General features: G+C 67.6%; 25 protein-coding genes. All 25 read left to right on the top strand.

Going from position 1 to position 26096, the window contains the following annotated elements:
• Window positions 1-135: 135 nt before the first annotated feature.
• Window positions 136-657, top strand: a complete 522-nt coding sequence (locus CXG43_RS09285; protein WP_101099706.1) for a flagellar basal body-associated FliL family protein — start codon at window positions 136-138, stop codon at window positions 655-657.
• Window positions 658-666: 9 nt separating this feature from the next.
• Window positions 667-1674, top strand: a complete 1008-nt coding sequence (fliM, locus tag CXG43_RS09280) for a flagellar motor switch protein FliM (RefSeq protein WP_101099705.1) — start codon at window positions 667-669, stop codon at window positions 1672-1674.
• Entirely contained in the window at window positions 1671-2006 is a 336-nt protein-coding gene (gene fliN, locus CXG43_RS09275; protein WP_042615526.1) for a flagellar motor switch protein FliN, read from the top strand. The genes fliM and fliN overlap by 4 nt, the downstream gene beginning before the upstream one ends.
• An 8-nt stretch (window positions 2007-2014) precedes the next feature.
• Window positions 2015-2419: a flagellar biosynthetic protein FliO gene (fliO, locus tag CXG43_RS09270; protein WP_101099711.1), complete on the top strand. Its 405-nt coding sequence runs from the start codon at window positions 2015-2017 to the stop codon at window positions 2417-2419.
• A 10-nt stretch (window positions 2420-2429) separates the two neighbouring features.
• On the top strand, window positions 2430-3218 hold the full coding sequence (fliP, locus tag CXG43_RS09265; protein WP_101099710.1) for a flagellar type III secretion system pore protein FliP: 789 nt from the start codon (window positions 2430-2432) through the stop codon (window positions 3216-3218).
• Between the two features lie 58 nt (window positions 3219-3276).
• Complete coding sequence (locus CXG43_RS09260; RefSeq protein WP_042615527.1) at window positions 3277-3546, top strand: flagellar biosynthetic protein FliQ; 270 nt, start codon at window positions 3277-3279, stop codon at window positions 3544-3546.
• Window positions 3547-3556: 10 nt separating this feature from the next.
• On the top strand, window positions 3557-4348 hold the full coding sequence (gene fliR / locus CXG43_RS09255; RefSeq protein WP_101099704.1) for a flagellar biosynthetic protein FliR: 792 nt from the start codon (window positions 3557-3559) through the stop codon (window positions 4346-4348).
• A 67-nt stretch (window positions 4349-4415) separates the two neighbouring features.
• Window positions 4416-5561, top strand: a complete 1146-nt coding sequence (gene flhB, locus CXG43_RS09250) for a flagellar biosynthesis protein FlhB (protein ID WP_101099703.1) — start codon at window positions 4416-4418, stop codon at window positions 5559-5561.
• The gene (gene flhA / locus CXG43_RS09245) at window positions 5558-7660 is read left to right on the top strand and encodes a flagellar biosynthesis protein FlhA (RefSeq protein ID WP_101099702.1); all 2103 of its coding nucleotides are present in this window, start codon (window positions 5558-5560) and stop codon (window positions 7658-7660) included. Before flhB ends, flhA begins: the two co-directional genes overlap by 4 nt.
• Before the next feature lie 149 nt (window positions 7661-7809).
• Window positions 7810-9660 carry a flagellar biosynthesis protein FlhF gene (gene flhF, locus CXG43_RS09240; protein ID WP_101099701.1) on the top strand — a complete coding sequence of 617 codons (1851 nt, stop codon included), beginning with the start codon at window positions 7810-7812 and terminating at the stop codon, window positions 9658-9660.
• Window positions 9647-10534 carry a P-loop NTPase gene (locus CXG43_RS09235; protein ID WP_042613867.1) on the top strand — a complete coding sequence of 296 codons (888 nt, stop codon included), beginning with the start codon at window positions 9647-9649 and terminating at the stop codon, window positions 10532-10534. The genes flhF and CXG43_RS09235 overlap by 14 nt, the downstream gene beginning before the upstream one ends.
• Window positions 10531-11274, top strand: a complete 744-nt coding sequence (locus tag CXG43_RS09230; protein ID WP_042613866.1) for an RNA polymerase sigma factor FliA — start codon at window positions 10531-10533, stop codon at window positions 11272-11274. Before CXG43_RS09235 ends, CXG43_RS09230 begins: the two co-directional genes overlap by 4 nt.
• A 21-nt stretch (window positions 11275-11295) precedes the next feature.
• Window positions 11296-11688, top strand: coding sequence for a chemotaxis response regulator CheY (gene cheY / locus CXG43_RS09225; RefSeq protein ID WP_042613865.1), 393 nt, complete (start codon window positions 11296-11298; stop codon window positions 11686-11688).
• On the top strand, window positions 11688-12326 hold the full coding sequence (locus CXG43_RS09220; protein ID WP_182657510.1) for a protein phosphatase CheZ: 639 nt from the start codon (window positions 11688-11690) through the stop codon (window positions 12324-12326). Before cheY ends, CXG43_RS09220 begins: the two co-directional genes overlap by 1 nt.
• Before the next feature lie 2 nt (window positions 12327-12328).
• Window positions 12329-14173, top strand: a complete 1845-nt coding sequence (locus tag CXG43_RS09215) for a chemotaxis protein CheA (protein ID WP_101099700.1) — start codon at window positions 12329-12331, stop codon at window positions 14171-14173.
• Between the two features lie 76 nt (window positions 14174-14249).
• Entirely contained in the window at window positions 14250-14990 is a 741-nt protein-coding gene (locus tag CXG43_RS09210; RefSeq protein ID WP_057508268.1) for a flagellar motor protein, read from the top strand.
• A 1-nt stretch (window position 14991) separates the two neighbouring features.
• Window positions 14992-15987, top strand: coding sequence for a flagellar motor protein MotD (gene motD, locus CXG43_RS09205; RefSeq protein WP_101099699.1), 996 nt, complete (start codon window positions 14992-14994; stop codon window positions 15985-15987).
• A gap of 4 nt (window positions 15988-15991) precedes the next feature.
• Complete coding sequence (locus tag CXG43_RS09200; protein WP_101099698.1) at window positions 15992-16774, top strand: ParA family protein; 783 nt, start codon at window positions 15992-15994, stop codon at window positions 16772-16774.
• Window positions 16771-17775 (top strand): chemotaxis protein CheW, encoded by a 1005-nt coding sequence (locus tag CXG43_RS09195; RefSeq protein ID WP_101099697.1) that lies wholly within the window; start codon window positions 16771-16773, stop codon window positions 17773-17775. The genes CXG43_RS09200 and CXG43_RS09195 overlap by 4 nt, the downstream gene beginning before the upstream one ends.
• A gap of 303 nt (window positions 17776-18078) precedes the next feature.
• On the top strand, window positions 18079-18387 hold the full coding sequence (locus CXG43_RS09190; protein WP_101099696.1) for an STAS domain-containing protein: 309 nt from the start codon (window positions 18079-18081) through the stop codon (window positions 18385-18387).
• Window positions 18384-18749, top strand: coding sequence for a response regulator (locus CXG43_RS09185; protein ID WP_042613857.1), 366 nt, complete (start codon window positions 18384-18386; stop codon window positions 18747-18749). Before CXG43_RS09190 ends, CXG43_RS09185 begins: the two co-directional genes overlap by 4 nt.
• Window positions 18750-18798: 49 nt before the next feature.
• On the top strand, window positions 18799-20787 hold the full coding sequence (locus CXG43_RS09180; RefSeq protein ID WP_101099695.1) for a chemotaxis protein CheA: 1989 nt from the start codon (window positions 18799-18801) through the stop codon (window positions 20785-20787).
• A gap of 205 nt (window positions 20788-20992) precedes the next feature.
• Window positions 20993-23233, top strand: coding sequence for a methyl-accepting chemotaxis protein (locus CXG43_RS09175; protein WP_101099694.1), 2241 nt, complete (start codon window positions 20993-20995; stop codon window positions 23231-23233).
• Between the two features lie 399 nt (window positions 23234-23632).
• Entirely contained in the window at window positions 23633-23797 is a 165-nt protein-coding gene (locus CXG43_RS19120; protein WP_157825207.1) for a hypothetical protein, read from the top strand.
• 39 nt (window positions 23798-23836) lie between these two features.
• Window positions 23837-26023 carry a methyl-accepting chemotaxis protein gene (locus CXG43_RS09170; RefSeq protein ID WP_101099693.1) on the top strand — a complete coding sequence of 729 codons (2187 nt, stop codon included), beginning with the start codon at window positions 23837-23839 and terminating at the stop codon, window positions 26021-26023.
• The last annotated feature ends 73 nt before the right edge of the window (window positions 26024-26096 follow it).

The raw sequence follows: 26096 nt of genomic DNA, 5'->3' as shown, positions 1-26096 counted from the left end.
CCAGCCCCACCGCCCGGCCCAACCCAGGAATCCGAAGCTCTACGCGTCCCACCACGAGGGGCTCAGCCGTTCGCCGCCAACCATTGCGGCACGCCACTTGCATGTGCCCGGAGGCAACCTCCAGGAGCTCCACACGTGGCCGCAGCCGCAGATAAAACCAAGAAATCCGCCGACAAGGACAAGGCCGCTCCCTCGCGCCGTCCCGTGCTTGTGATCGCCCTGATCGCGGTCGTCGCCGCTGCCGCCGCCGGTGGCGGCGTGTGGTACTTCACCCAGGCCCCGCATGCCGCCGATGGCGCCCCCGCCACCCAGGCCAAGCCGAAGGCGCCGCCGGCCCCGGCCCAGTACTTCGGCCTGGAACCACCGTTCGTGGTCAACCTCAACGGCCCGGTCGACGGCCCGCGCTACCTGCAGGTGGAAGTACAGCTGATGACCCGCGACAGCTCCGCGCTGGAATCGATCAAGACTCATTCCCCCGCCCTGCGCGCGCGCCTGCTGATGCTGTTCTCGCAGGTCACTCCGGACCAGATCGCCGACCGTGCCGGCAAGGAGAAACTGCAGGCCGCCTCGCTGGCAGAAGTGCAGAAGGTGCTGCTCGCCGAGACCGGCAAGAAGTGCGCCGACGACCTGCTGTTCACCAGTTTCGTGACCCAGTAAGGGCGCCTGATGAACGACTTGCTGTCACAGGATGAAATCGATGCCCTGCTGCATGGCGTGGACAGCGGCGCGGTGGAGACCGACGACGACGGCGCGGTTCCGGGCGAAGCCCGCAACTACGACTTCGCCAGCCAGGACCGCATCATCCGCGGTCGCATGCCGACCCTGGAAATGGTCCACGAGCGCTTCGCCCGCCTGTGGCGGATCGGGCTGTTCAACCTGATCCGGCGCTCGGCCGAGCTGTCCGTGCGCGGCATCGAACTGGTCAAGTTCAACGATTACATGCACACGCTGTACGTGCCGACCAACCTCAACCTGATCCGCTTCAAGCCGCTGCGCGGCACCGGGCTGATCGTGTTCGAACCCACCCTGGTGTTCGCCATCGTCGACAACTTCTTCGGCGGCGACGGGCGCTACCCGACCCGCATCGAAGGCCGTGAGTTCACCGCCACTGAAATGCGGGTGATCCACCTGCTGCTGAAGCAGACCTTCGCCGACCTGCGTGAAGCGTGGGCGCCGGTGATGGACGTGGAGTTCGAATACATCAATTCGGAAATCAACCCGCACTTCGCCAACATCGTCACCCCGCGCGAGTACGTGGTGGTGTGCCGGCTTCACGTGGAGCTCGATGGCGGTGGCGGCGACATCCACGTCACCCTGCCCTATTCGATGCTCGAGCCGATCCGCGAACTGCTCGATGCCGGCATCCAGAGTGACCGCAACGACCGTGACGAAAGCTGGGGCCAGACCCTGCGCGAACAGCTCAACGTGGCCGAAGTCACCCTGTCCAGCGTGCTGGCCACCAAGCGCATGAGCCTGCGCGAGCTGACCCGCATGAAGGTCGGCGACATCCTGCCGATCGAGCTGCCGCAGCACGTGCCGATCTGCGTCGAAGAGATCCCGGTGTTCACCGGCACCTTCGGCGTGGCCAACGGCATGAACGCGGTGAAGATCACCGCTACCCATCCGCCGGGCACGCGTCCACGCGTCCCGGTCATCCAGGAAGAACCGAAATGAATGAAACCGAGCGCCAAGAAGCCATCGCCGCCCAGTTCGAAGCCCTGCAGGCCGAAGAGGCGACCGGTGCCGACCTCAACCTGGACGTGATCCTGGACGTGCCGGTGACGTTGTCGCTGGAAGTCGGCCGCGCACGCCTGCCGATCCGCAACCTGCTGCAGCTCAACCAGGGCTCGGTGGTGGAACTGGAGCGCGGCGCGGGCGAATCGCTGGATGTGTTCGTCAACGGCACCCTGATCGCGCATGGCGAAGTGGTGGTGATCAACGATCGCTTCGGTGTGCGCCTGACCGACGTGGTCAGCCCCAGCGAACGGATCCGGAGACTGCGTTGAGCCTGTCCCTGCTCATTGCCATCGGCCAGGCCGCCAGCAAGGCTGCGGCCCCGGTGGTCGGCCAGCATGCACCCTCCACCCCGGGCCTGTTCGGCGCGGTGCTGGCGCTGCTGCTGGTGCTGGCGTTGGTGGTCGGGCTGGGCTGGTTGCTCAAGCGCATGCCCGGCAGCAGCTTCCGCCAGGCCGAAGGGCTGAAGCTGGTCGCCAGCATCGCCGTCGGCGCCAAGGAGCGCGTGGTGGTGTTGGAAGTCAACGGCGAACAGATCCTGCTCGGGGTCACCGCCGGCGGCATCAGCAAGCTGGACACGCTGGACGAACCGCTGCCACCGCCGACGCCGATGCGCGTGCCGGACCTGAAGAACCTGCCCAATTTCGCCCAGTTGCTGCAGCAGCGGCTGCGCAAGGATTCCTGAGATGCGCCTGATGTCGAAGACGCCCGCCCTGCCGAACCGGGCCACCGCCCGTTGGCTGCCCTGGCTGACCCTGTTGCTGATGCTGCTGCCGGCACTGGCGTTCGCCGCGCCGGGCGCGCCGGGCACCCCGCTGCCGGACGTCAACGTCGGCCGCATCGGCGGCCAGCCGGTCAGCCTGCCGTTGCAGACCCTGTTGCTGATGACCGCGATCACCCTGATCCCGTCGATGCTGCTGGTGCTGACTGCCTTCACCCGCATCATCGTCGTACTGGCCCTGCTGCGGCAGGCGCTGGGCACCGGCCAGACCCCGTCCAACCAGGTGCTGCTGGGGCTGGCGCTGTTCCTCACCGCGATGATCATGCTGCCCACCTGGGACAAGGCATGGAGCGCCGGCATGGCGCCCTACCTGGATGGCCAGATCGATTTCCAGACCGCCTGGACGCTGACCACCCAGCCCCTGCGCGGCTTCATGCTGGCGCAGATCCGCGAGACCGACCTGATGACCTTCGCCGGCATCGCCGGGCATGGCACGTATGCCAGCCCGGATGCCGTGCCGTTCCCGGTGCTGGTCGCTTCATTCGTCACCAGCGAGCTGAAGACCGCCTTCGAGATCGGCTTCCTGATCTTCATCCCGTTCGTGATCATCGACCTGGTCGTAGCCAGCGTCCTGATGTCGATGGGCATGATGATGCTGTCGCCGATGCTGGTGTCGGCCCCGTTCAAGATCCTGCTGTTCGTGCTGGTGGATGGTTGGGTGCTGACCGTCGGCACGCTGGCGGCCAGCTTCAATCCTGCCTGAAGCAGAAAGCCCTCGAGCAAGCTCGAGGCTACATAGAACGTCACACAACGGAACCGCGATGTCTCCCGAACTTGCCTTGACCGAACTGCGTGGCGGCCTGATCGCTACCTTGTGGGTAGCCGGCCCGCTGCTGTTGACCGTGCTGGTGGTCGGCGTGGTGGTTGGCGTGGTGCAGGCCGCCACCCAGCTCAATGAACCCACCATCGCCTTCGTGGCCAAGGCGGCCGCGCTGACCGCGGTGCTGTTCGCGCTGGGCAGCCTGTTGCTGGGGCACATGGTGGAGTTCACCATCCTGCTGTTCCAGCGCATCCCGCACCTGATCGGCTAGGCACGCGGCGATGGATCCGGCTACCCAGATGGCATCGGACGGCCTGCAGGCGTTCGGGATGATCGGCGACACGCTGTGGACCCTGCTGCGGCTGGGCGCGATGATCATGGCGATGCCGTTGATCGGCACGCGTGCGGTACCGTCACGGATCAAGCTGCTGCTGTCGGCCACGCTGGCGATCGCGCTGGCGCCGATCCTGCCGCCGGTCCCCAGCTGGGTCGGCTTCGATGCCGCCACCGTGCTGACCATCTTCCGCGAGCTGGTCATCGGCATCACCATCGGCTTCATGCTGCGGCTGGTGTTCGAAGCCGGCGCGCTGGCCGGCGAGCTCATCGCCCAGGGCACCGGACTGTCTTTCGCGCAGATGGCCGACCCCATGCGCGGCGGCAGCTCGGGCGTCATCGGGCAGTGGTTCTACCTGATGTTCGGCCTGCTGTTCTTCACCGCCAATGGCCATCTGGCGCTGATCTCGCTGCTGGTGGACAGCTATCGCGCGCTTCCCATCGGCACCACCCTGCCCGACCCCGCGGCCTCGGTCGGCATCGCGCCCACCTTCCTGCTGACCGTGCTGCGCGGCGGCGTGGGCCTGGCGCTGCCGCTGATCGTGGCGATGCTGGCGGTGAACCTGGCCTTCGGTGCACTGGCCCGTGCCGCACCGGCGCTCAACCCGATCCAGCTCGGCCTGCCGGTGTCCCTGCTGCTCGGTCTGGCCTTGCTTGCGGTGCTCGCCGGTGAGATGGGTCCGCCGGTGCAGCGCCTGTTCGACGCTGCCTTCGAGGCCGCTGGCGCGGTGGTGCGCTGAGCCCGGGTCCGGCTCCTGCAGGCATGGATCTTGCAGCCAGGCGGTGATCCCCTGAGACCTGCGCGCGATGTCCGAGAACGAAGACGGCGGCGAAAAGACCGAACAACCGACAGAAAAACGCCTGCGCGAGGCCCGCGAACAAGGCAACACGCCGCGCTCGCGCGAGCTGGCCACCGCTGCGGTGTTCGGTGGCGGCGTGCTGGCGGTGATGGCGACCGGCGGCAGCCTGGCGGCCGGCGCGATCGACTGGATGAAGCAGGCGCTGAAGCCGGACCTGGCCCTGCGCCAGCACCCGATGGAGCTGTTCGGGCATGTCGGCGACCTGTTCCTGCGGCTGCTGCTGGTGACCGCCCCGCTGCTGATCGTCTGCCTGCTGGCCAGTTTCCTCGCCCCGGTGGCGATGGGCGGCCTGCGCTGGTCGGCCAAGGCGATGATGCCGGACTTCACCCGGATGAATCCGGCCTCCGGACTCAAGCGGCTGTACGGGCCGGAAGCCATCGCCGAGTTCACCAAGTCGCTGCTGCGCGTGGCCTTCGTCGGCGTGGGCGCCGGCATCGTGATGTGGGGGGGCATGGACCTGCTGCGCGGCCTGCTGCACCTGCCGCTGGAAAGCGCGATCGTGCGCGGGCTGGGCTTCACCCTGAAGCTGCTGCTGGGCACGGCGGTGGCGATGCTGCTGCTGGCCGCCATCGATGCGCCGTACCAGCGCTGGAACTGGATGCGCAAGCTGAAGATGACCCGCGAAGAGCTGCGCCGCGAAATGAAGGAGAGCGAGGGCAGCCCGGAAGTGAAGGGACGCATCCGCCAGATGCAGCACCAGATGGCCAACCGCCGGATGATGGAAGCGGTGCCGACCGCCGACGTGGTGCTGGTCAATCCAACCCACTACGCGGTGGCGCTGAAGTACGAAGGCGGCAAGATGGGCGCGCCCACGGTGGTCGCGCTGGGCGTGGATGAAACCGCCCTGCACATCCGCAAGATCGCCGAAGGCAACAAGGTGGCGATTGTCTCGGCGCCGCCGTTGGCACGCGCCTTGTATAGGGAAGGGGAACTCGGAAAGGAAATCCCCGTGAGACTGTATTCGGCCGTTGCCCAGGTGCTGTCCTATGTCTACCAGCTGCGCAACTGGCGCAGCGGCCCGATGCCGGCCCAGCCCTACGTGGACGTGGCCGAACATCCGCCCGGCACGCCGCTTGACGGAGCGGGCCGATGAGCGCGCAGGCCGGCGGCCTCAACACCCGCAACGTGCTGGCGATGATCCGCCAGGGCCTTGGCGCGCCGTTGATCATCATGGCCCTGCTGGCGATGGTCGTGGTGCCGCTGGCCGCGCCGGTGCTGGATGCGCTGTTCACCTTCAACATCGCCATTTCGATGATGGTGCTGCTGGCGGTGGTGTACGTGAAGCGACCGCTGGACTTCACCATCTTCCCGATCGTGCTGCTGGTCACCACCATGCTGCGGCTGGCGCTGAACGTGGCCTCCACCCGAGTGATCCTGCTCAACGGCCAGAACGGCCACGAAGCAGCCGGCAAGGTGATCGCCGCCTTCGGTGAGTTCGTCATCGGCGGCAACTACGCGGTCGGCATCGTGGTGTTCGCGATCCTGACCATCATCAACTTCGTGGTGATCACCAAGGGTGCCGGACGGGTTTCCGAAGTGACCGCGCGCTTCATCCTCGATGCGATGCCGGGCAAGCAGATGGCCATCGATGCCGACCTGAATGCCGGATTGTTGACGCGCGAGGAAGCCAAGCTGCGCCGCGAGGAAGTGCGCGAGGAAGCGGATTTCTACGGCGCGATGGACGGTGCCAGCAAGTTCATCCGCGGCGATGCGATCGCCGGCATCCTGATCCTCTTCATCAACCTGATCGGCGGGCTGGCCGTGGGCATGCTGCAGCACAGCATGGCCTTCGGCGATGCCGCCGCCACCTACACCCTGCTGTCCATCGGTGACGGTCTGGTGGCGCAGCTGCCGGCCCTGCTGGTGTCCAGCGCGGTGGCGATGCTGGTCACCCGCGCCTCGCGCTCGCAGGACATGAGCCAGGCGATGATGGGCCAGGTGTTCGGCCAGTACCGCGCCCTGGCCATCACCGCCGGCATCATCGGCGTGGTTGGCCTGGTACCGGGCATGCCCAACGTCGCCTTCCTGACGCTGGCCGCGATCCTCGGCTTCCTGGCCTGGAAAGCCTGGAAGAAAAGCCAGGCGGCACTGGACCCGGCGAGCACTGCACCGGCTGCCCCGCCGATGGATGCGCTCGGTCGTCCGGCGGCCCCGGCACCGACGGCCGAACTGACCTGGGACGAACTGCGTCCGGTGGATCCACTGGGACTGGAAGTCGGTTACCGGCTGATCCCGCTGGTGGACGCCGCCCAAGGGGGCGAGCTGATGGCACGCATCAAGGGCGTGCGCCGCAAGCTGACCCAGGACATCGGCTTCCTGATCCCCTCGGTCCACATCCGCGACAACCTGGAACTGCCCGCCACCGCTTACCGCCTGCTGATCCACGGTGTGCCGGTGGCCACCGCGGAGATCCATCCCGACCGCGAGCTTGCGCTCGACCCGGGCAGCGCGCTGGGCCAGCTGGACGGCATCGCCGGCAAGGATCCGGCCTTCGGGCTGGATGCCACCTGGATCCAGCCGCACCAGCGCGCCCACGCTGAAACGATGGGCTACACCGTGGTCGATCCGGCCACCGTGGTCGCCACCCATCTTTCGCACCTGATCCGCGAACACGCCCCGGAACTGCTCGGCCACGAAGAAGTGCAGCAGCTGCTGGCCAACCTGGCCAAGAGCGCGCCCAAGCTGGTGGAAGACCTGACCCCCAAGGCGCTGCCGCTGTCGATCGTGGTGCGCGTGCTGCAGAACCTGCTGGTCGAACGGATCCCGGTGCGCCAGCTGCGCAAGATCGCCGAAGCGCTGGTGGAGACGGCGCCGTCCAGCCAGGACCCTGCCACGCTCACCGCGGCGGTACGCAACACGCTGGGCCGCTTCATCGTGCAGGAGATCGCCGGGATGTCCGCCGAGCTGCCGGTGTTCACCCTCAACCCGCAATTGGAACGCGTCTTGCAGGAGTCCACGCAGGGCAACGGCGCTGCGCTGGAACCCGGACTCGCCGAACGGCTGCACCAGAGCCTTGCCGACTGTGTCAGCAAGCAGGAAGCCCGCAACGAGCCCGCCGTGGTACTGGTACCCGGCCCGGTCCGTGCCGCGTTGGCACGGCTGGTCCGCCACAGCGTTCCTGCGCTGTCGGTGCTGGCCTACAGCGAAGTCCCCGAGGACAAGCGCTTGAAGCTGATAGGCACCATCAGCTGAGCCGCGCTTCCACCCGGTGGCGGAAAGCCGGCAGCAGCGCCATTGCAACGTCTTGATCCACCCATTACCGAAGGGGACCCCGCACCGTGCTGACCACCGACCACCCGCGATCCCCTGCCCCTGAAACGAATCCGTCCCGGTACCCCAGCATGAAAATCAAACGATTCGTCGCCGCCGACATGCGCTCGGCCATGAACCTGGTACGCAAGGAACACGGTCCCGATGCGGTGATCCTGTCCAACCGGCGGATCGAGGAAGGCGTGGAAATCGTGGCTGCCGCGCACTACGACGAAAGCGTGGTGCAGCGTGCGCTGGAAACCGCACGCAAGGACAGCGCACCGGCACCCGCGCCGGCACCGCGCCCGCGCACCGCGGCCGACGCGATGATCGCGGCGATGACCCGCCGCCGCACGCCCGAACAGGACGTCGAGCCGGTTGCGGCCACCACCTCGGCCGTCGCCGCGCTGGCGCGTGCGGCGGTCGGCGCCACCGGTCGCACCCTCAACAGCGCTGATGAAGGCGTGCCGCGTCGTGGCAGCGAAGGCTTCGCCGCCACCCTGGCGCGTGCCGCCGGAGGCCTCGCCCGGTTCCCGTCGCCGCCGGCCGTCAACGAACCGTCGCTGCCCGAGCAGATCTTCGCCCCCTTCGTGCAGCCGCCGGCCGACGCGCCGCGGGTGTCGCCCAGCCGCCCTGCCGCTGCGCTGCCGCGCGCTTGGGTGGAGGACGAAACCTTCGAGGTCGCCGCAGCGGCAGAGGCCGTTGAACCGCGCGTTCCGGCACCGGTCCTGCGCGCACCGGCGGTGCTGCCGCCGCCGCTGCCGATGGCCTTCGCCGCACAGGTGCCGGAGCTGAGCGACCGCGAGCCACAGCAGGCGGCGGTCTCCGCTGTCGGTAGCGCCGAGCCATGCTCGGCGGAATCTGCCCGTCCACGGCCCGCTTCGCTCGCCGACCATGGGTCGGCGCTACCCCTGGCCGTCAGCGCCGAGCCCTGCCCGGCGGAATCCGCACCCGCTCCCACCCTCCAGCTGGCCGAAGTCGTGCCGCCGGCGCCGCCGGTGGTTGCGCCCCCCACCCTCACCGTCATCGCCCGCGACGACGAAGAGATGCGCCACCTGCGCAATGAAGTGGCCGGCATGCGCCAGGTCATCGAACGCGAAATGCACCGCTTCACCGATGAGCGCCTGCGCGGCAACCCGGTGCGTGCCACCGCGCTGGACCTGATGGACGAATATGGCTTCGACGCCGGGATCGCCCGCGACGTGGTGCTGCAGATCCCGCTGGATACCGAAGCGCACCGGGGTCGCGGGCTGATGCTGGGCCTGCTGTCGCGCAAGCTGCCGATCTCCCCGGTCGACCCGCTGGAAGCCGGCGGGGTGATCGCGCTGGTCGGCCCCACCGGTGCCGGCAAGACCACCACCATCGCCAAGCTGGCCTCGCGCTTCGCCGAAGCCCACGCCCCGCGCGACGTCGCCCTGGTCACCACCGACACCGCCCGTATCGGCGCCCGCGAGCAGTTGTACGGCTTCGGCCGCCAGCTCGGCATCGCCGTGCACGAGGCCAACAGTGGTACCGATCTGGACCAGTTGCTGGAACGCTTGAAGGACTACAAGCTGGTGCTGATCGATACCGCCGGCGTCGGCCCGCGCGACCGCACCCTGGCCTCGCAGTTGCAGTGGCTGCGCGCCGCCCCCCAGGTGAGCACCCTGCTGGTGCTGCCGGCCAACACCAGTTTCGGCGACATGGACGAAGTGGTGCGCCGCTTCAGTGCCGCCAACCTGCAGGGCGTGGTGCTGAGCAAGCTGGATGAGACCGGCCGCTTCGGTACCGCCCTGTCGGTGGCCGTCGACCACCGCCTGCCGATCACCTGGGTGACCGACGGCCAGGACGTTCCCGAGGACCTGCACCGGGCCAGTGCAGCCAATCTCGTACTTCGCCTTGAAGATTTGCGCCGCGCGGCCGATATGCCCTGCAACCCGGAGTTGAACCATGCCGTCGCGTGAGTACGCCAAGCTGACCACCGCCTTTCCGTTGTCGGCCACCCGCAGCCAGCCGCTGGGCCCTGTCCGCACCATCGCCGTCACCGGCGGCAAGGGCGGCGTGGGCAAAACGAACGTTTCGGCCAACATGGCCGTGGCGCTCGCCGGCATGGGCAAACGCACGCTGCTGCTGGACGCCGACCTGGGCCTGGCCAACATCGACGTGATCCTGGGCCTGAAGCCGGAGTTCACCCTGGCCGACCTGATCGCCGGCCGCTGCACGCTGGAAGAAGTCATCATCGAAGGCCCGAACGGCGTGCTGGTGGTCCCGGCCGCGTCCGGTCGCCGGCACATGGCCGAACTGGCCCCGGCCGAGCATGTCGGCCTGGTCAATGTGTTCTCCGAACTGGAGCGCGACCTGGATGTCATGGTGGTGGACACCGCCGCCGGCATCACCGATGGCGTGCTGACCTTCTGCCAGGCTGCCCAGGACACCGTGGTGGTGGTCTGTGACGAGCCCGCCTCGATCACCGATGCGTACGCCCTGATCAAGGTGCTTTCGCGCGAACGCGGCGTGGACCGGATCCAGGTGGTGGCCAACATGGTGCGTGACTCCAACGAAGGCCGCGTGCTGTATGAAAAGCTGAGCCGGGTCTGCGAGAAGTTCCTCGCCGATGTCTCGCTGAACTACCTCGGCTGCGTGCCGCAGGACGACTGGCTGCGCCTTTCGGTGCAGCGCCAGCAGCCGGTGGTGAAGGCCTATCCGTCCAGCCCGTCGGCGCTGGCGATCAACGAGATCGCCCGCCGTACCGCACGCTGGCAGGCCCCCACCGAGCCGCGCGGCGGCGTGGAGTTCTTCCTCGAACGCATCCTCAAGCAGCGCGGGGTGGTGGCATGAAAGGCGCAGCGCAGTACCGCGAAGTACAGCGCACCGCGGCCACCGAATGCATCAACCAGCATTCGGACCTGGTGCGCCGCATCGCCCATCACCTGGCCGCCCGGCTGCCCGCCAGCGTGGAGGTCGATGACCTGATCCAGGCCGGCATGATGGGGCTGATCGAAGCCTCGCGCAGCTATGACGCCGACCAGGGCGCATCGTTTGAAACCTATGCCTCGATCCGCATCCGTGGCTCGATGATCGACGAGATCCGCCGTGGCGACTGGGTGCCGCGTTCGGTGCACCGCCGTGCGCGTGACGCCGCCGCCACCATCCGCCGGCTGGAACAGGCCAGCGGCCGCGCGGCATCGGCCACCGAGGTTGCGGCGGCGATGGACATCCCGCTGCCGGACTACCTGCGGCTGATGGAAGATGCCTCGCGCGGCCAGGTGCTGAGCCTGGAGTCACGGATCGAAGACCAGGGCGAGCTGGACACCATTGCCCAGGGCGGTCCGACCCCGCAGCAGGTACTCGAACGCAGCCAGTTCGGCAGCGAACTGGGCAAGGCGATCGGCCACCTGCCCGAGCGCGAGCAGCTGGTGCTGTCGCTGTATTACGAACAGGAACTCAACCTTAAAGAGATCGGCGCAGTGCTCGGCGTGAGCGAGTCGCGGGTCTGCCAGATCCATGGCCAGGCGGTATTGCGCCTGCGTGGCCGACTGAAAACCTTCGAGGCCGTTGACGCGGGCCTGGAAGCGTAAGTACCCAAGAGGAATCAAGCTTTGAACAAGAACATGCGCATCCTGATCGTCGACGACTTTTCGACCATGCGTCGCATCGTCAAGAACCTGCTCGGCGACCTCGGCTTCACCAACACCGCCGAAGCTGAAGATGGGCATGCCGCACTGGCGATGCTGCAGAGCCAGTCTTTCGATTTCGTGGTCACCGACTGGAACATGCCGGTGATGACCGGTATCGAGCTGCTCAAGGCGATCCGGGCCGATGCACGCCTGAAGACCCTGCCGGTGCTGATGGTCACCGCCGAAGCCAAGCGCGAACAGATCATCGAAGCGGCCCAGGCCGGCGTCAACGGCTACATCATCAAGCCGTTCACCGCCCTGACCCTGCAGGAAAAGCTGGGCAAGATCTTCGAACGCCTGGCGGCGAGCGCCTGATGGCCGTTGTCATGGATGCAGCGATGGACAAGGCCTGGCTGGTGCAGCGGCTGCAGGAAGCGCTTGCCGCGCTGGAAGCGGGCGATGAAACCGGCTGGCGCGTGCAGATCGATGCCCTCGCCGCCGCGCGTACCCAGCCGATGATGGCTGGCCTGTCACGGCTGGCGCGCGAGCTTGGCCAGGCTCTGGGCGAACTGCCCACCGTCACCACCGATGCCGGTGAGCTGGACGACGCCTGCGCCCGCCTGGACCACGTGGTGACGATGACCGAACAGGCCACCCACCGCACCCTGGACCTGACCGAAGAATGCCGTGCACTCACCGCACGCCTGGGTGAAGAGGCGTTGCCGCTGCTGGAGCAGCAGCAGGCGCTGGAGCGCATCCGCCACAACCTGACCGAGATCGCCCTGACCCAGAGCTACCAGGACCTGACCGGGCAGATCATCCGCCGCGTGGTCGGCATCGTGCGCCGCGTGCATGAAGGCTTTGGTGCGCTGGGCCTGCCGCCGGAACTGCAGGCGCAGCGCCAGCAGGGTCGTCACGAACCGGCACTGGCCGGTCCTGCGGTGCACGGCGTGGACCGCCATGCGGTGTCCCAGCACGATGCCGACGACCTGCTGTCCGACCTGGGGCTCTGAAGATGAGTGGAATCGCCGACGACATCGCTGCCGACTTCATCATCGAGGCGCAGGAAATCCTTGATCGTCTCGGCGAGCAGCTGGTCACCCTGGAACAGGACCCGCAGGACAGCCCGCAGCTCAATGCGGTGTTCCGCGGTTACCACACGCTGAAAGGCGGCGCCGGTTTCCTTGGCATCACCGCCATGGTCGAACTGTGCCACGCCGCGGAAGAGACCCTCGGCCTGGTGCGTGCCGGCCAGGCCACGCTGCAGCCGCACCATTTCGATGCCGGCCAGCAGTCGCTGGACTACCTGCAGTCGATGCTGGATTCGGTTTCGGCCGGCGAAGAGCCCGGCCATGCGCCACCGGAGCTGATCGCCCAGTTCGATGTCGGTGCGGCTCCGGCCAGCACGGCCGCGGCTGCAAGCGGCGATCCATCGCTGATCAGCGATGACGAATTCGAAGCCCTGCTTGACCAGCTGCATGGTGGCGGCGCACCGACCGCGGTGGCACCCAAGGCAGCAGATGCGATGATCAGCGAAGACGAGTTCGAAGCCCTGCTCGACCAGCTGCACGGCGGTGCCGTGCCCGGCGCCCAGGCCGTTGCCCCGGTGGCCCCTGCGCCCGTTCCCGCCAAGCCCGCCCCGCCCGCCGCCCGTGCACCGGCGGCCAATGCCGCCGCCCCGCCCAAGCCGGCCAAGCCGCTGGCCGAAGCCGAGCAGACCGTGCGCGTGGACACCAAGCGGCTGGACGCCATCGTCAACCTGATCGGCGAACTGGTGCTCTCACGCAACCGGCTCAAGACGCTGCGCGCGCGCCTGCGCGATGAAGAACTCGACCGCGCGGTCTCCACCCTGGACATCGCCACCGCGCGGCTGCAGTCGGCGGTGATGCGTACCCGCATGCAGCCGGTGGGCAAGGTGTTCTCACGCTTCCCCAAGGTCGCCCGCGATGTCGCCCGCTCGCTGAGCAAGGAAGTCGAACTGGAGCTGGTAGGGGCGGAAACCGAGCTGGACCGGAACCTGGTGGAAGCGCTGGCCGATCCGCTGGTGCACCTGGTGCGCAATGCCATCGACCACGGCGTGGAAATGCCTGACCTGCGCGAAGCCCAGGGCAAGCCGCGCAGTGGCCACGTGCGGCTTTCAGCGCAGCAGGAAGGCGACTATGTCAGCATCGAAGTGCAGGATGACGGCGCCGGCATCGATCCGGAAAAGCTGCGGGCCAAGGCCCGCGAGAAGGGCCTGATCGATCCTGAAGCCGCCGCCCGCCTGAGCAGCGAAGAATGCCTGCATCTGGTGTTCCTCCCCGGCTTTTCCACCAAGGCCCAGGTCACCGACATTTCCGGTCGCGGCGTTGGCATGGACGTGGTGCAGTCGCGCATCCGCGAACTGAGTGGACAGATCCAGATCCAGTCCGAGCTGGGCCGTGGCAGCCGCTTCATGATCCGCGTACCGCTCACCCTGGCGATCCTGCCGACCCTGCTGGTGCAGGCCGGCGAGGATGTCTACGCCTTGCCGCTGGCTCGCGTGCTGGAGGTGCTGCATGCACCGGCCACCTCGCTGGGCTGGTTCGATGGCCGCGCGGTGCTCGACCGTCGCTCGCACACCCTGGCCCTGGTGGACCTGCGCCAATGGCTGGACGTGGAGCCGATGCAGTCCAATCTTCTCACCATCGTGGTGCTGCAGGCGGGCGAAGCACGCTTCGGGCTGGTGGTGGACCAGGTGCGCGGCCGCGAAGAAGTGGTCATCAAGCCCTTGCCGAAGGCGCTGCGCGGACTGCGCGGCTATGCCGGCGCCACCCTGATCGGCGACGGTCGGATGGCGCTGATCCTCGATGTCGACGGGCTTCGCAGCCCGCACGACTGATTAAAAACTGTGACGTCGGTCGGCACGCTGCCGGCCGCCAGCTCAAGTCACACCGCTACGGGCCGATAACCGATCCATGGACAGACTCAGCCTCATAGGACTCTTCCTCGCCTTGGCATCACTGGTCGGGGGCAGCATCCTCAAGGGCGCTGGCCTGGCGTCGCTGTGGTCGCCGGCTGCGTTCGTGATCGTGATCGTGGGAACCCTCGCATCGATCCTGCTGCATACCGCCCCGGCGGTGTTCAAGCATGCCTTCACCATCGTGCGCTGGGTGATCCGCCCGCCGCAGAGCGATCGCCGCCAGCTGATCACCCAGATCGTGGAATGGAGCAACATCGCCCGCCGCCAGGGCCTGCTCGGCCTGGAGGCACAGGTCGAAGCGCAGTCCGATCCGTTCCTGCGCAAGGGGCTGCAACTGCTGGTGGACGGCGTGGAGCCGGAAACCATCCGGCACATGCTGGAGATCGAACTGAGCAGCCAGGAGCACAAGGACCTCGCCGCCTCCAAGGTGTTCGAGGCCATGGGCATCTATGCGCCGACGCTGGGCATCATCGGCGCGGTGCTGGGCCTGATCGCGGTGATGAAGAACCTGGCCGACCCCAGCAAGCTCGGCCATGGCATCGCCGCGGCGTTCACCGCCACCATCTACGGCATCGCCTCGGCGAACCTGCTGTTCCTGCCGGTATCGGCCAAGCTCAAGAGCGTCATCGCGCACAACACCCGAGACCGGGAAATGGCCATCGAAGGCCTGATCTCGATCGCGCTGGGCGAGAATCCGCGCAACATCGAATCCAACCTGAGCGGGTTCCTGCACTGACATGGCCCGCCGCAAGCACCACGAAGAGCATGCCAACCATGAGGCCTGGGCGATTCCGTACGCCGACCTGATGACGCTGCTGCTTGCCTTCTTCGTGGTGATGTATGCGATCTCATCGGTCAACGAAGGCAAATACCGCGTGGTCGCCGCCGCGCTGAGCACGGCCTTCGGTTCGGCCCCGCGCACCCTCAACCCCGTGCAGGTCGGCAGCAACCAGGTCAAGGGCGGTGGCTGGGATGCGCCCTCGGTGATCAACGCAGGCAGCCGCGTCGGTCCATCAGCACCGGCGCCGGCCAACGATCCCTCCTTGCTGCCGGCGATGGCATCACAGATGCGCTCGCCGGTGTCCTTCCGTGACCAGGAACAGCTGAAGCAGGCCGAGCGCCAGCTCAATGCGATCGCCGACCGGCTCACCGCCACGCTGGCGCCGCTGATCGACCGCGGCATGATCACCGTGCGCCGTACCGAGCTGTGGATCGAGGTGGAGATCAACAGCGATATCCTGTTCCCGACCGGTGCCTCGGTGCTGGACGTGCAGGCGCGTGACACCCTGTCCACGCTGGCCGGGGTGCTGCGCGATGTGCCCAACAGCGTGCGCGTGGAAGGCCACACCGACAACGTGCCGATCGCCACCGCGCAGTTCCCTTCCAACTGGGAACTGTCGGCCGCGCGTGCCGCCAGCGTGGTGCACCTGTTCGCCGACCAGGGCCTGCAGCCGGCCCGCCTGGCGATGGTCGGCTACGGCGAATTCCGCCCGCGCGAGGACAACACCAGCGCCGGCGGACGCAACCGCAACCGGCGCGTGATGGTGATCATCCTGGCCGACACCACGCACGGCGTGGACCCGATCAGCGAACGGCTCAACGCCTCCGCCGGCAGCGCTGCGCCCGCGCCGATCACCCCGATTTCCTTACCCCCCACCCCGCAGGCGCCACGTGCGCCTGCAGCGGCCGGCAGCCCGATCGGCGCCGCCGTCACCCCCGCCATGAAGGAGTAGACCGATGCGCATCTGGGCAATCGCCAACCAGAAGGGCGGCGTCGGCAAGACGACCACCACCCTGGCGCTGGGCCGGCAACTGGCCGCCCTGGGCCACCGCGTGCTGCTGATCGATCTTGACCCGCATGCTTCACTGACCCGCTCGTTTGGCATCCCGCTGGATCCGCCGCCGGCCGGCGTGCTGGAACTGTTCGCCGCACCGCCGGCCGAACTGGCCACGCTGTGCCACGCCAGCCGCATCCCGGGGCTGGACCACGTCTGCGCGCAGTCGGCGCTGGCCACGCTGGAACGGCGCAGCGCCAACCAGCCTGGACTGGGACTGTCGCTGCAGAATGCGCTGGCACGCCACGCCGGCCGTCACGATTACATCCTGCTCGACTGCGCGCCCACGCTCGGGCTGCTGATGATCAACGCACTGGCTGCGGCGGATCGCCTGATCATTCCCACCCAGGCCGAACCGCTGGCGCTGCACGGGCTGGACGGCATGGTCCGCACCGGTGAAATGGTTGAACGCTCGCGTCGACGCCCGCTGCCGATGTCCATCCTGCCGACCCTGTTCGACCGCCGCACCCGCGCCGGCAACGAGAGCCTGCGGCAGATGCAGGACAACCATGGCACGCGTGTCTGGGAGGATGCGATCCCGGTGGACACGCGGATGAGCAACGCCGCCACGCTGATGGCGCCGGTGGAAGGGGACGACTATCCGGGCCGCGGCCTGGCCGCCTACCGCCGTGCCTTGGACTGGATCCTGGCCGACGATGCGCGCGCACTGGAGCAGGCCGCATGAACAACGAAACCGTGCTGGACGATTACCTGGAACAGCTGCTGGGCGAAGCCACCACGACACTCGCCGAGCCGGTCGCGGTTCCCGCTGCCCAAACCGCAGCCGAGCCCCCCGCCGAACGCGAGCCGACCTGGGATGACCTGCCCGACGAGGTGGTCTACGAAACCGGGCCGGCCAGCAGCGAAGACCCCGCATTGATGGACGAAGCCAGCCTGCAGGCCGCCTTTGATGCCGCCGCCGACGCGCCGCTGCCTGCTGCTGGAGCGGAACCGGAACCGACCTGGGACGACCTGCCGGACGAAGTGATCTTCGAAACCGGCGAGGACGTCAGCGCGGTGCTCACCAACGCCGACAGCCCCTCGCTGGAAGCCGCCTTCGCTGCCGCAGCCGATCCCATCGCCGCCCTGCTCGCCCCGGCCCCGCCCGCCGCGCCTGCGGCGCCCGCGTTGCCGCCGCGCACCGTGGCCCGCGCTACCCCCGCGCTGGCGCAGCCGAATGAAAACCCGCCCAGCACCTGGCAGGAACTGCAGGAACAGGCCCGGCAGAGCGGTTACGCCTCCTCCCCGCAGCGACGCGCCACCGAGCGCAGCTCGCGCTGGCTGCGGCTGCGCTGCGGCAGCCAGGCCTATGCGCTGGAACTGCTGAAGGTGCAGGAAGTGGTGCTGCCGGTCCCGCTGCTGCCCCTGCGCGGCACCGCCCCGGCGATGCTCGGCATCATGAACCTGCGCGGCCAGGTAGTTCCGGTGATGGACCTGGGCATCCACCTCGGCGGCGCCCCCGCCGGCGAAGACGCCCTGACCCGCATCGTGGTGCTGGAAGAAAACGGCGAGATCATGGGCCTGCGCGTGAGCGCCGTGGAAGACGTCACCAACCTCAGCGACTCCCAGATAGAACCCCCCGACACCGCCCGTATCTGCCGCATCAGCAACGACATCTTCCGAGGCGTAGCCCGCCTCCACCAGCAACCGATGATCCTGCTCGACGCCACCCAACTCCTGAACTGAAAGGCAGCAGCCCAGACGCGAGGAACTTCGCTCCTGCTCCTGCTCCTGCTCTTCCCCCCAATCACCCGCGGCTCAAGCGCGGACTGTCAGCGAGGGGGGCGGGCAGGGTCAGGCAGGACTGTGTGAGGCAGGAGCCGAACACAAGCCTACACGGACGTACTTGCAGCGTGTCCTGCCTGACCCTGCCCGCCCCCCTCGCCCCCGGCTTCTGCTTCTGCCCCGGGGACGCGAAAAAAAACCCAACCCTAAAGCTTCCCCGGATATTGCCGCTATGAAGTCTGGAACCGTTTGTCCGGAGCAACAATGAGCACTGTGGACCTGGGTGAAGATCTCGGCATCGAGAGCAGCACCGAGCTGAAGAACCGCCTGGCCCCGTTGCTGGCCGCGGCCGACCCGCTGACCCTCGACGCCAGCCGGGTGGGCCGTATCCACACCGCCGCCATGCAGGTCCTGTGCGCCTTCGTACAGGCCCGGCGCGGTGCCGGATTGCAGACGGAATTCAGCGGCAGCACCGCAACCTTCACCGACGCCGCGCGATTGCTCGGCGTCACCCAGGCCCTGGGCCTGGCTGTATCCCATGACAACCTGAAATCTGTGGAGAACGCGGCATGAGCGCACGTATCTTGGTGGTGGACGACTCGGCGTCGATGCGCCAGATGGTTTCCTTCGCCCTCACCTCGGCCGGCTTTTCCGTCGAAGAAGCCGAGGACGGCGCCGTCGCGCTGGGCCGGGCCAAGGGCCAACGCTTCAACGCGGTGGTCACCGACGTCAACATGCCGAACATGGATGGCATCTCGCTGATCCGCGAACTGCGCCAGCTGGCCGAATACAAGTTCACCCCGATGCTGATGCTGACCACCGAATCGGCCGCCGACAAGAAGTCCGAAGGCAAGGCCGCCGGCGCTACCGGCTGGCTGGTCAAACCGTTCAATCCCGAACAGCTCATCGCCACCGTGCAGAAGGTCCTGGGCTGATCGCCCACGCCATCCCGTCCCCCGCGCCCGCCCTTGGAACACACCTGACATGAGCATGGACCTGCAACGTTTCCACGCCACCTTCTTCGAGGAAAGCCGCGAAGGGCTGGACGCCATGGAAGCTGGACTGCTGACCCTGGAATCCGGCCAGCACGATGCAGAGATCATCAATTCGGTGTTCCGTGCGGCGCATTCGATCAAGGGCGGCGCCGGTACCTTCGGCTTTGATGCCATCGCCGCGCTGACCCACGTACTGGAAACGCTGCTGGACGAACTACGCGCCGGAAAACGCGCGCTGGAAGCCAATGCGGTGGATGCCATGCTGGCCTCGGTGGACGTGCTGCGCGCCCTGCTCCGCGAAGCCGAACACGGCGTGCAGGCCGACCCGGCCACGGTCGCGGCGATGAAGGCACGACTGGAATCGATCCTGTCCGGCCAGGCCCCGGCGGCAGCAAGCGCAGCCGCCCCGGTCGCGGCCGAAGCGGAGCCGGAAGCCTGGCAGATCGGCTTCACCCCGGCACCGTCGATGTTCATGAGCGGCAATGATCCGCTGCGCATCATCCGCGAACTGGAACACCTCGGCCCGCTGCAGGTGCAGGCACGCCTTGAGCGGCTGCCCGGCTTTGAGCAGCTCGATCCGTTCGAAGCCCACCTGGCATGGGATCTCGGGCTGATCGGCAAGATCAAGCGCAGCCAGATCGAAGATACCTTCGCCTGGGTGGTCGACGACTGCGAGCTGGACATCCGTCCGGTCGCACCGCCCAGCCTGGCCACCACCGCACCGGCCCAGGTAGAGGCCGCGCCGGCGGTGGCTGCAGCGCCTGCCATCGCAGCGCCGGCCACGGCCGCTGCGACGCCGGCGCAGGAAGCCGAATCCTCGATCCGCGTCAGCGTGGACAAGGTCGATGCGCTGATCAACCTGGTCGGCGAGCTGGTCATCACCCAGGCCATGCTCAAGCAGGTGTCCAACCATATCGACCCGGCCCATGCCGAACGCCTGTTCGCCGGCCTGGACCTGCTGGAACGCAACACGCGTGACCTGCAGGAAGCGGTGATCGGCGTGCGCATGCTGCCGGTTGATGCAGTGTTCCGCCGCTTCCCGCGCCTGGTCCGCGACCTGTCCACCCGGCTCGGCAAGCAGGTGCGCCTGAAGACCATCGGCGAAGGGACCGAACTGGACAAGGGCCTGATCGAAAAGATCGCCGACCCGCTGGTCCACCTGGTGCGCAACTCCATCGACCACGGCCTGGAAATGCCGGAGTTCCGCCGCAACGCGGGCAAGGACGAAACCGGCACCATCACCTTGGCGGCCTCGCACCAGGGCGGCCACATCGTCATCGAAGTGAGCGACGACGGCCACGGGCTGAACCGCGAGCGCATCCTGGCCAAGGCGGCCGAACGCGGCCTGGCCGTGCCGGAGAACCCCACCGATGCGCAGGTCTGGGACCTGATCTTCCAGCCGGGCTTCTCCACTGCCGATGCGGTGACCGACCTGTCCGGCCGCGGCGTGGGCATGGACGTGGTCCGCCGCAACATCCAGGCGCTGGGCGGCGAAGTGCAGATCGAAAGCCGCGCCGGCATCGGCACGCGCACGCTGATCCGCCTGCCGCTGACGCTGGCGATCCTCGACGGCATGACCGTTTCGGTGGCCGGCGAAACCCTGATCCTGCCCTTGGCGTACGTGCTGGAAGCGCTGCAGCCGCAGGCCAGCGACATCCGCACCATGGCCGGCGAAGGCCGCGTGCTGCGCGTACGCGGTGAGTACCTGCCGATCCTGTCGCTGAGCGAGTATTACGGCTATGGCCAGCGCCACAGCGATGAATCGCTGGTGGTGGTGGTGGAAGGCGATGGCCAGAAGATCGCGCTGGAAGTGGACGAACTGGTCGGCCAGCAGCAGGTCGTGGTGAAGAACATCGAGAACAACTACCGCCGCATCGGCGGTGTGTCCGGCGCCACCATCCTCGGGGATGGCCGTGTCGCGCTCATCGTGGACATCGGCGGGCTGGTACGCTCGCTGCGCGTGCCGCAGGCCGCCTGACGCAACAACCTGCACGGTAGCGCCGAGGCATGCCCGGCGTAATAAAAAAACGTCGCCGAGCAGTGCTCGGCGCTACAGATCCGCGCAGCCGCGCCGCTATCTGTAAAGACGGCGTGATGACCCCCCACACCGCCGCGTCCCGAGTCCTTTCCAACATCGCCCAGCGGCGTGGCCGCTGCGCCCTGCCCTGCCCTGGAGCACCTGCATGAAGTGGTTCGCCGATCTTCCCATCGCCCGCAAGCTGGCGGTGGGATTCACCTTGACCACCTTGATGACCCTCGTGCTGGGCGGCTTCGCCCTGCTGCGCCTGTCCGAGGCCAACCAGCAGTTGCGCGGCATGGCCAGCAATGCCATTCCCTCGGTGCAGCACCTGGGCGAAGTACGCTCGCAGCTGGGTGAGTTCCGCACCTATGAGATGGCCCAGCTGACCATGCTGGACAAGCCGGAAAAGGTGGCTGATTACAACAAGCGCATGGACGCCGCCGCCAAGGTGGTGCACCAGGAGCTCGATGCCTACGCTGCACTGCCGGCCGATGCCACCGAGCGCGCCCTGTATGCGAAGGTCAAGACAGCAGTCGCTGCGTATCTGGCGGCCAACGAACAGCTGCGCGCGGCCGGCGGCAGCGGCGATGCGGTACTGGCGCAGCAGATTTCCGATGAGCAGTCGCGACCACTGCGGCGCGCCCTGTTCGAAGACCTCAAGGCCCTCAGCGCTTACAGCGGCAAGCTGATGGACCAGGGCATCGCCAACGCCAACGCCACCCACCACACCAGCCTGGTCGCCATCATCGCCGCGATGCTGCTGTTGTCGCTGGTTGCGGCCACGCTGGCGGTGATCATCTCGCGCGCCATCACCGTACCGCTGGGCAAGGCCGTGCAGGCCATCCAGGCCGTGGCACGCGGCGACCTGAGCGTCACCACCCAGGCCACCAGCAACGATGAAGCCGGGCGCATGCTGGCCGCCACCGCGGAGATGACCGCCACGCTTCGCCGCTTCTCCAGCCAGACCCAGCAGATGGTGGAAATGCACGCCGGCCCGGACATCAGCCACCGTATCCCGGAAGACTTCCCCGGCGTGTATGGCGAGCTGGCGCATGGCATCAATACGGTCATCTTCGAACACCTCGACGCACTACGCGATGCGGTGGATGTGCTGAACCAGTACGCCATCGGCAACCTGGAACCGGACGCACGCCGCCTGCCGGCCAGCCGCGCCTTCCTGCATGAGTCCATGGATGCGGCCAAGGCCAGCCTGCTGGCGATCAATACGCAGATCCAGCAACTGGCATCGGCCGCGGCGGTCGGTGATTTCAGCCAGCGTGGCGATGCCGCGCGTTTCCAGCATGACTTCAAGGTGATGATCGAACAGCTCAACACCATGATGCATGTGGCCGACGGCAACCTGTCGCAGCTGTCACAGCTGCTGCGGGCCATCGCCGCCGGTGACCTGACCGCACGCATGGACGGGGAATTCCACGGCGTGTTCGCGCTGATGCGCGACGATGCCAACACCACCGTCGGCCAGTTGACCAGCATCGTGTCCAGCATCCAGGTATCGGCGCAGAGCATCCGCGGCGCCGCCAGTGAGATCGCCGCCGGCAACAACGACCTGTCGCGCCGTACCGAACAGCAGGCCGCCAACCTGGAAGAAACCGCAGCATCGATGGAGGAACTGACCTCCACCGTGCGCCAGAATGCCGAGCATGCGCGCCAAGCCAACCAGTTGGCGATCGGCGCAGCCGGCGTTGCCAGCCAGGGAGGCGCGGTGGTCAGCGAAGTGGTCACCACCATGTCGGCGATCGAAGCATCCTCGAAGAAGATTGCCGAGATCATCTCGGTGATCGACGGCATCGCCTTCCAGACCAATATCCTGGCGTTGAATGCCGCCGTCGAAGCGGCGCGCGCGGGCGACCAGGGACGCGGTTTCGCCGTGGTCGCCAGCGAAGTGCGCACCCTGGCGCAGCGTTCGGCCGCAGCGGCCAAGGAGATCAAGGGGTTGATCGATGAGTCGGTCAGCAAGGTGTCCGACGGCTCTGCGCTGGTCCACCAGGCCGGCGCCACCATGGGCGAAATCGTCGCCTCGGTGCAGCGCGTGACCGACATCATGGCCGATATTTCGGCGGCTTCGCAGGAACAGTCGGCCGGCATCGAACAGGTCAACCAGACCGTGGTGCAGATGGACGAAACCACCCAGCAGAACGCGGCGCTGGTGGAAGAAGCCACCGCGGCGGCACGTTCGATGGAAGAACAAGCGATGCAGCTGACCGATGCAGTGGCCCAGTTCCGCCTGATCGACAACGCGCCGGCGAACACCGCGGCGCCCGCCGCACGCATCAGCGCTTCCTCGGCCGCCAAGGCGCCTGCGGCCACCGCACGCCCCACCACCCGCCGCGCAACAGTGCGGCAGCCGGTCATCGCCGGTGACGGCGACTGGCAGGAGTTCTAAGCGCTACAGCGATTCACTGCCTGGCGGGGCGGCGCAGGTTCGCGGGGGACGGCACAACCCGCTCCTGCGGGCCTCGTTTCGCGCCATCCATGGCGCTCGACGCCGCCGCCAACCCACCCCGCCCCGCCTTCGTCAGGTCCATGGCGGCCTGGGAACATGCGGCTCTGGTAGCGCCGACCCATGGTCGGCGGAATTTGTCAGCTGCGCTGATGGATATCCGCCGACCATGGGTCGGCGCTACCGCTTTGCGTCTGCGGCCCCCGAAACCTGTCAGGGGCCGGCCAGCCGAACGCCGTGATTTCGGGACAATCCGTGCGCGCCGTCACACTCTCATCACGCGCCCGTCAAGTTCGTCCGCGCAGGGCCGTTACTGCTCTCACCACATCGCCCGGTCTGCTGATGGACGCTTCCGCCGACGTCGTCGTAACCCGACAGCGCTTTGCCCGCGCGCTGGCCGGCCTGCTGCTGCTCGGCCTTTGGATGGGCTGGGCAGCACCGGCGCTGTGGTACCAGAAGGCCGACTCTCCCATTTCCCTGTGCGTCGCCCCCACCGACCGCCGTTGAATCGCCACGCCGCTGTTCATGCCAGAAGGAGCATTGCGCATGTCCGCCACGCCACGCACTGTTGATTCGTTCGCAGGTCACGAAAGACTTCCTTTTCTGCAGGCCCTCACGGCAGAAGCCGATCGCCTGTTCCTGGGGGTCAGCGCCCTGCTGGCACTGGTGTCGATGGGGCTTGCGCTGCGCGCCGGTGCCTGGACCCCGTTCCTCGCCCTCAGCCTGCCCACCCTGCTGGTGGTCGCCGCGCAGGTCCATCTGCTGCCCGGCACGCGGCTGTCGCGCTGCACCGTCGCGCTGGCCTGGATGGTGCAGGCCGCCACGCTGATCCACCAGACCGGCGGCCTGCTGGAAACCCATTTCACCGTGATCGTGCTGATCGCCCTGCTGCTGTACTACCGCGACTGGCTGCCGCTGGTGGTGGCCGCCGCGGCGATCGCCGTGCACCACGTGCTGTTCTTCTGGCTGCAGCAGCGCGGCCTGCCCTACCCGGTGTTCAGTGCAGGCAGCGGCATCGGCATCCTCGCCCTGCACGCCAGCTACGTGGTGGTGGAAACCGCGCTGCTTTCGGTCATGGCCGTGCAGATGCGCCGCCAGCTGCTGCTGCTCGGACATGATCCCCGGCAGCTGGCCGCATTGGCGCGCGGCGTGGCCGCCGACCAGCCGCTGCCGGCCGGCATCCATGCCGAACAGTTCCCGGCCGAATCGCTGGCGCGCACCCTGGTGCAGACCAGTACCCAGCTGCTGCTGCAGCGGCGCGAACACGAACAGGCGGCATTGGCGGACACGCTGCGCATCCGCACGGCGCTGGACGATGTCACCACCAACGTGATGATCGCCGACCGCGAGCGCAACATCGTATTCGTCAACCGCCCCCTGCAGCAGATGCTGGCCGCTGCCGAAGCCGACCTGCGCCGCGACCTGCCACAGTTCGATGCACGCGACCTGATCGGCCGCAACATCGACATCTTCCACCGCAACCCGGCCCACCAGGCCAGGCTGCTGGACACCCTGAGCACGACCTACCGTGCGCACATCCGCGTCGGCGGCCGCCTGCTGCGCCTGATCGTCAATCCCATCGTCAGCACCCAGGGTGAGCGCCAGGGCTTCGTGGTGGAGTGGGCCGATCGTACGCTCGAAGCGGAGGTGGAAGCCGAGCTTGAACGCATCGTGCAGGCTGCCGCCAACGGCGACTTCAGTGGCCGTGTCGCCTGCGAAGGCAAGGAGGGATTCCTGCTGCAGCTGGCCCAGCACCTCAACGGCCTGATGGATGCCAACGCCACCAGCCTGGACCAGATCTCCGCCCTCTTGTCGGCGCTCTCGCAGGGCGATCTCACCGCACGCATGGAAGGCGATTTCCACGGCGTGTTCGGCCGCATCCGCGACGATGCCAACGCCACCATCGCCCAGCTGACCCGCATCGTCGGCAACATCCAGGACGCGTCCACCCACATCAACGGCACCGCCGCCGGCCTGGCCCAGGGCAACGGGCACCTTGCCAGCCGCACCGAACAACAGGCGGCGAGCCTGGAAGAAACCGCCGCCACCATGGAAGAACTGACCGCCACCGTGCGGCAGAACGCCGAACATGCCCGCACTGCCAACCGCGTGGCCAGCGGTGCGGCCGAGGTGGCGGCCTCCGGGGGCGAGGTGGTCGGCAGCGTGGTCTCCACCATGAGCGACATCGAACACGCCTCGCGTCGCATCGCAGAGATCATTTCGGTGATCGACGGCATTTCTTTCCAGACCAACATCCTGGCCCTGAACGCCGCCGTGGAAGCGGCCCGTGCCGGTGAACAGGGCCGTGGCTTCGCGGTGGTGGCCTCCGAAGTGCGCGTACTGGCCCAGCGTTCGGCCGAAGCGGCCAAACAGATCAAGGGCCTCATCGACGACTCGGTGGACAAGGTCGCGCACGGCTCGGCGCTGGTGCAGCGCGCCGGCTCGACCATGCGCGAGATCGTGCAGTCGGTGCAGCAGGTCAACCAGATCATGGCCGAGATCACCGCGGCTTCGCAGGAGCAGAGCGCGGGCATCGAACAGGTCAGCCACAGCATCACCCAGATGGACGCCAACACCCGCCAGAACGCGGCCTTGGTCGAAGCCTCGACCGAGGCGACCCATGCCATGGGATCGCAGGCCGCAGGGCTTGCCGAGGCCGTGGCGCGCTTCCGCCTGCATGATGATGGCAGCGATACCGCCGTGCTGCGGCGGCTGCGCGAGCTGGCCGGCTAGCGCCACCCGTCGGGTAGTGACGGCCGCTGGCCGTCAGCTCCCCGCCGCTGCGCTCGCCGAGCGCGGCCCGGCG

The organism is Stenotrophomonas sp. Bg11-02, assembly GCF_002836635.1.
Lineage (GTDB): Bacteria > Pseudomonadota > Gammaproteobacteria > Xanthomonadales > Xanthomonadaceae > Stenotrophomonas > Stenotrophomonas lacuserhaii.
This window is presented reverse-complemented; position numbering and strand designations above follow the sequence as displayed.

Bases quoted from the DNA above. Each gene is read 5' to 3' on its own strand.
- CXG43_RS09195 (WP_101099697.1), top strand. From the start codon at position 16,771: ATGAACAACGAAACCGTGCTGGACGATTACCTGGAACAGCTGCTGGGC.
- fliN (WP_042615526.1), top strand. From the start codon at position 1,671: ATGAATGAAACCGAGCGCCAAGAAGCCATCGCCGCCCAGTTCGAAGCC.
- CXG43_RS09215 (WP_101099700.1), top strand. From the start codon at position 12,329: ATGAGTGGAATCGCCGACGACATCGCTGCCGACTTCATCATCGAGGCG.
- CXG43_RS09170 (WP_101099693.1), top strand. From the start codon at position 23,837: ATGTCCGCCACGCCACGCACTGTTGATTCGTTCGCAGGTCACGAAAGA.
- flhA (WP_101099702.1), top strand. From the start codon at position 5,558: ATGAGCGCGCAGGCCGGCGGCCTCAACACCCGCAACGTGCTGGCGATG.
- flhB (WP_101099703.1), top strand. From the start codon at position 4,416: ATGTCCGAGAACGAAGACGGCGGCGAAAAGACCGAACAACCGACAGAA.
- CXG43_RS09210 (WP_057508268.1), top strand. From the start codon at position 14,250: ATGGACAGACTCAGCCTCATAGGACTCTTCCTCGCCTTGGCATCACTG.
- motD (WP_101099699.1), top strand. From the start codon at position 14,992: ATGGCCCGCCGCAAGCACCACGAAGAGCATGCCAACCATGAGGCCTGG.
- CXG43_RS09180 (WP_101099695.1), top strand. From the start codon at position 18,799: ATGAGCATGGACCTGCAACGTTTCCACGCCACCTTCTTCGAGGAAAGC.
- CXG43_RS09235 (WP_042613867.1), top strand. From the start codon at position 9,647: ATGCCGTCGCGTGAGTACGCCAAGCTGACCACCGCCTTTCCGTTGTCG.
- CXG43_RS09230 (WP_042613866.1), top strand. From the start codon at position 10,531: ATGAAAGGCGCAGCGCAGTACCGCGAAGTACAGCGCACCGCGGCCACC.
- CXG43_RS09190 (WP_101099696.1), top strand. From the start codon at position 18,079: ATGAGCACTGTGGACCTGGGTGAAGATCTCGGCATCGAGAGCAGCACC.
- CXG43_RS09185 (WP_042613857.1), top strand. From the start codon at position 18,384: ATGAGCGCACGTATCTTGGTGGTGGACGACTCGGCGTCGATGCGCCAG.
- fliP (WP_101099710.1), top strand. From the start codon at position 2,430: ATGTCGAAGACGCCCGCCCTGCCGAACCGGGCCACCGCCCGTTGGCTG.
- fliR (WP_101099704.1), top strand. From the start codon at position 3,557: ATGGATCCGGCTACCCAGATGGCATCGGACGGCCTGCAGGCGTTCGGG.
- flhF (WP_101099701.1), top strand. From the start codon at position 7,810: ATGAAAATCAAACGATTCGTCGCCGCCGACATGCGCTCGGCCATGAAC.
- fliM (WP_101099705.1), top strand. From the start codon at position 667: ATGAACGACTTGCTGTCACAGGATGAAATCGATGCCCTGCTGCATGGC.
- CXG43_RS09260 (WP_042615527.1), top strand. From the start codon at position 3,277: ATGTCTCCCGAACTTGCCTTGACCGAACTGCGTGGCGGCCTGATCGCT.
- CXG43_RS09220 (WP_182657510.1), top strand. From the start codon at position 11,688: ATGGCCGTTGTCATGGATGCAGCGATGGACAAGGCCTGGCTGGTGCAG.
- CXG43_RS09200 (WP_101099698.1), top strand. From the start codon at position 15,992: ATGCGCATCTGGGCAATCGCCAACCAGAAGGGCGGCGTCGGCAAGACG.
- CXG43_RS09175 (WP_101099694.1), top strand. From the start codon at position 20,993: ATGAAGTGGTTCGCCGATCTTCCCATCGCCCGCAAGCTGGCGGTGGGA.
- CXG43_RS19120 (WP_157825207.1), top strand. From the start codon at position 23,633: ATGGACGCTTCCGCCGACGTCGTCGTAACCCGACAGCGCTTTGCCCGC.